General features: G+C 67.5%; 5 protein-coding genes and 1 pseudogene. 3 read left to right on the top strand and 3 right to left on the bottom strand.

Going from position 1 to position 4,242, the window contains the following annotated elements; translation table 11 throughout:
• Positions 1-16: 16 nt before the first annotated feature.
• The gene (locus tag AC2VON_RS03795) at positions 17-142 is read left to right on the top strand and encodes a DUF732 domain-containing protein (RefSeq protein ID WP_486951743.1); all 126 of its coding nucleotides are present in this window, start codon (positions 17-19) and stop codon (positions 140-142) included.
• A gap of 55 nt (positions 143-197) precedes the next feature.
• Here AC2VON_RS03795 and AC2VON_RS03800 read toward each other — a convergent pair whose 3' ends face one another.
• From AC2VON_RS03800 to AC2VON_RS03810, 3 genes are read right to left on the bottom strand one after another with little or no spacing between them, the layout of a single operon-like run.
• Positions 198-1,508, bottom strand: coding sequence for a class I SAM-dependent methyltransferase (locus AC2VON_RS03800; protein WP_486951740.1), 1,311 nt, complete (start codon positions 1,506-1,508; stop codon positions 198-200).
• The gene (locus tag AC2VON_RS03805; RefSeq protein ID WP_486951741.1) at positions 1,505-2,893 is read right to left on the bottom strand and encodes an FAD-binding oxidoreductase; all 1,389 of its coding nucleotides are present in this window, start codon (positions 2,891-2,893) and stop codon (positions 1,505-1,507) included. The genes AC2VON_RS03800 and AC2VON_RS03805 overlap by 4 nt, the downstream gene beginning before the upstream one ends.
• A 57-nt stretch (positions 2,894-2,950) precedes the next feature.
• Complete coding sequence (locus tag AC2VON_RS03810) at positions 2,951-3,676, bottom strand: Rv3717 family N-acetylmuramoyl-L-alanine amidase (RefSeq protein WP_486951744.1); 726 nt, start codon at positions 3,674-3,676, stop codon at positions 2,951-2,953.
• 157 nt (positions 3,677-3,833) lie between these two features.
• Here AC2VON_RS03810 and AC2VON_RS03815 point away from each other — a divergent pair, with 157 nt between their 5' ends.
• A complete protein-coding gene (locus tag AC2VON_RS03815; RefSeq protein ID WP_486951742.1) occupies positions 3,834-4,169 on the top strand; it encodes a YbaB/EbfC family nucleoid-associated protein in 336 nt (111 codons plus the stop codon).
• 11 nt (positions 4,170-4,180) lie between these two features.
• Positions 4,181-4,242 (top strand): annotated as a pseudogene (locus AC2VON_RS03820) (recombination mediator RecR); the annotation flags it as partial.

A 4,242-nucleotide genomic window follows, 5' to 3' on the forward strand; every position in this document is an offset into this window, starting at 1 on the left:
GGTCCTCAAGATCATCGTGAACCGCAATCCCGGCTTGACCGAAGACCACGCAGCCAAGTTCCTCGCGATGGCGGAGCGGTCGTACTGTCCGCAGCAACTGGCACCCAGCGCACCGGAAACGGCTGCGGCCCCACCGGGATAGGGCGGGATAGGGCGGGATAGGGCGGGATAGGGCCGGTCAGGACTGGCTGGGCTGGTCAGGGCCGCCACCACGGCCGCAGCGGCAGCCCGCAATCGCCGCCATGGTCGTCGAGCTTGGCCGCCAGTACATGGTGCAGCTGAATTGCGTTCTGTTCGAACCCCACCCGCGAACCCGCCATGTACAGGCCCCACACCTTCGCGGTGGCCTGGCTCACCTCGGCGACGGCCTCGTCCCAGTGCTCGACGAGGTTGTGACACCAGTCGCGCAGCGTCAACGCGTAGTGGTGGCGCAGGTTCTCCTCGTGCAGCACCTCCAGCCCGACGTTTTGGACCTCGGTGATGATGCGCCCGGACCCGGTCAGCTCGCCGTCCGGGAACACGTAGCGGTCGATGAATCCGCCAGCGGTGAAAGTCGACGAGTTGTCACGGCGGGTGATGCAGTGGTTGAGCAGCAGACCGCCGGTGCGAAGCCTGGATTTGAGGAAGCCGAAGTAGGCCGGATAGTTCGCCACGCCGATGTGCTCGGTCAGCCCGATCGAGGAGACGGCGTCGAAGCCGGCCTCGCGGACGTCGCGGTAGTCGCAGTGGCGCACCTCGGCTAACTCGGTGAGCCCCTCCGCCTCGATCGCCAGCTGCGCCCACTTGGCCTGCTCAGCCGAGAGGGTGGCCCCGATGGCGCGCACGCCGCGACGGGCGGCGTAGCGGACCATGCCGCCCCAGCCGCAGCCGACGTCGAGCAGTCGGTCCCCGGGTTGCAGTCGCAGCTTGTCGAAGATCAGCCGGTGCTTGTTCTCCTGCGCTGCCTCCAGAGTGGCGTCTGCGTTCGGGTAGACCGCGCAGGTGTAGGTCATCGACTCACCGAGCACCCACTCGTAGAAGGCGTTCGACACGTCGTAGTGGTGGCGGATGGCCTCGGCGTCACGAGATTTGCTGTGTCGGAAGCCTTCCGCGACACGACGCCAGCGGGGCGGCGATTCCTGTGGCGGCGGCGGGATCGGCACCAGATGCTCTATCCCGATCGAGCGGACGATGGTGGCCAGCAGCCGCGGCGAGGGCCGTTTGAAGGCCAGCCCGTCGGCGAGCGCGTTGAGCAGTTCATACGGATCGCCCGGGTGGATGCCGCGGGCTTCCAGGTCGCCGGCGACGTAGGCGCGGGCCAGTCCCAGGTGACCGGGTGCGGTGGCCAGGTAGGTCGTGCCGCGCGGGGTCAGCAGATCCAGACCCAGCTTGGCGTCATCCGGCCCGGCCGTGCTGCCGTCGTAGGCGGTGAACCTCAGCGGCAGCCGACCACCCTCGGTGCAGAGCTCCAGGATCTGCGCCAGGGTCAGTTTGCCGGCACCGGCATGTTCTCCGCTGTAGGTAGTCACTGCCGTTGCACCACCTTCGTATACAGGTCCAGCAGCCGCGAATCGGGGTCGTAGGTCTTTTTGACCGTTTTGTATGTCTCCCCGCCGTAGAGGCCGTCGAACTCTTCGGCGGTGTAGTAGGCGTCGGAGTACAGCGACTTGTGGCCGTCGATCGCACTGACTTTCGCTTCGATCATCCGGTTCGTAACCCCCGCGGCTGCTTCGGTCGTGCCGGCCGGCACCGAGGACCAGAAACCGACGTTGACGTAGCTGCGGTTGGGCCGGATCGGGTACAGCGGCCAGGCCTGCTCACCGCGCAGCCGCAGCGGGCACAGCCACACCGGCTCGATGGGCACATGAGCGAAGAACCAGTCCAGAAACTCGCCGCACCGCTCGATCGGAACCTCGACATCTTGCACCACCCGCTCGCGCGGCGGGCGGTGATAGTGTTTTTCGATCCGGTCGGAGATACGAAACCGCTGGTCGTAGCCGACCAGTTTCCGGTAGACGCTGCTGCGCCGGTAGTGTCGCGGCCAGCACCGCCGCACCAGCGGGTGCTGCACGCCGAACGCACGTGAGCACCAGAACCAGTCGGTGTCCCAGCGCCAGAAGTAGTCGTGCATCGTCAGCCGGTCGTCTTTGACACCGGCGCGGTGCTGGATCGACCGGTAGTAGATGCGCTGGCCGGTGTAGTCGCTGACCGAGCCGGGTGTGCTGGTCTGCATCCCGACGCACAGATAGCTCTCGCCGGGGCTGAACACCACACCGTCGAGGTAGTCGACCGCGACACCGTCGAACCCGCCGGTTTCCAGGATCCGGTCCATCTCCGCCATCAGCGTCCCCAGCGAGTGAAACCGGATGTGCCGCAGCGCGACGAATGGTTTGACGGTCTCCAACTCGATCCGAAGTCTGGTTGAATACCCAAGTGTGCCATAGGAGTTCGGGAATGCCCGAAACAGATCGGCGTGCTGTTGCGATGATGCGGTGACCAATTCGCCGGCGCCGGTGAGGATGTCCATCTCCAGCACCGATTCGTGTGGCAGGCCGTTGCGAAACGACGCCGATTCGATCCCCAGCCCGGTGACCGCCCCGCCCAGGGTGATGGTCTTCAGCTGCGGAACCACCAGCGGTGACAGACCGTACGCCAAGGTGGCGGCCACCAGATCCTGGTAGGTGCACATCCCGGCGACGTCGGCGGTGCGGGCTTGCGGGTCGACCGCGATGACGTTCGTCAGGCCCGACGTGTCCAGGCCTGGCGTGTGGCGTTGCGCACGCGCCCGGAACAGATTCGAGGTCGGTTTGGCCAGGCGGACCGGCGCCGCCGCGGGGACGGACCGGTAACTGGCCACCAGCCGCCGCACCCCGTCCGCGTGGGCCGCCGGTACCGAAACTGACCGAATGGACACCACGTCTACGCTAGTCGCGGACCCGCGCCGGTGCGAGCGCACGCGCCGTGCCCCGGGCTACTGCGCCAAAGCCTGACCGCCCAGGAACCCCGCGATGCCGCGGACCACCGCGTCGGCGTAGCGTTGCCGGCCGGCCGGGGTTTCCATCAGGCCGGCGTCAACTGCGTTTTTCATGTTGCCCAGCTCGACCAGGATCGACGGATACTGCGCCAGGTTCAGCCCGGCAAGGTCCGACCGGCCGTTGAGGCCGTCGTTGCCGATATAGCCGGCGGGCGGGATGCCGGCGGCCTGCAACTGGTCGCGCATCACGCGCGCGAACTGCACCGAGGGGCCGCTCTGCGCGGCGTTGAGCGGTGGCGCCGAGTAGTTGACGTGAAACCCGTGACCACCGGGCGGGCCACCGTCAGCGTGGATGGACACGATCGCGTTGGGGTGCAGCGCGTTGGCCATCGCCGCACGCTCGTCGACGCACGGACCCAGTGCGGTGTCGTCGCCGCGGGACATGGCGGTGCGCACCCCCAGTGCGCTCAGTGCCTGGCGGACCCGCAGCGTGGTGTCCCAGGTGAAGCTGTGCTCGGGATAACCGCTGTTGGTGGCGGTCCCGCTGGCCTGGCAGTTCTTGGTGCCGCCGCGGCCGGTGGGCACCTGACGGCCGATGGATGCGTCGTTGCTGCCGTTGTGCCCGGGGTCGAGGAATACGACCATTCCGGCGATGTTGGCCGGAACCGCGGCCGACGGTGGGGCGGTCGGGACCGAGGCGAGCACAAGCAGGCCCGCAGCCATCACGATCCCGACACGCGGGCGGACTGGTATGCGCACGGCGCCACGCTAGCCCGGCGCCGACTACGCTGGGTATCTCAAACCGCCAGGCAACCGGAGCTGTCACGGAGCCGAAACCCAGCCGCAACCACGTCGAGACCACAACACGAGGGGACTTCTCATGCAACCCGGAGGCCAACCGGATATGTCCGCACTGCTCGCACGGGCACAGCAGATGCAGCAGCAGTTGTTGCAAGTCCAGCAGGAACTGGTCAACACCGAGGTCCACGGCCAGGCCGGCGACGGTCTGGTGCGGGTCACTGTCAAGGGCAGCGGTGAGGTGGTGGCGGTGGCGATCGACCCCAAGGTCGTCGATCCCGCCGACGTCGAGACACTACAGGACCTGATCGTCGGCGCGCTGGCCGATGCGGCCAAGCAGGTCACCGCACTGGCGCAGCAGCGGCTCGGGCCGCTGGCCGGCGGCATGGGCGGCGCGCTCGGCACACCGAACAGCTGACATGTGCCGACATGTTTGAAGGGCCGGTCCAGGATCTGATCGATGAGCTCGGCAAGCTGCCGGGCATCGGCCC

The organism is Mycobacterium sp. TH-M82 (assembly GCF_057473605.1).

Bases quoted from the DNA above. Each gene is read 5' to 3' on its own strand.
- AC2VON_RS03810 (WP_486951744.1), bottom strand. From the start codon at position 3,676: ATGGCTGCGGGCCTGCTTGTGCTCGCCTCGGTCCCGACCGCCCCACCG.
- AC2VON_RS03815 (WP_486951742.1), top strand. From the start codon at position 3,834: ATGCAACCCGGAGGCCAACCGGATATGTCCGCACTGCTCGCACGGGCA.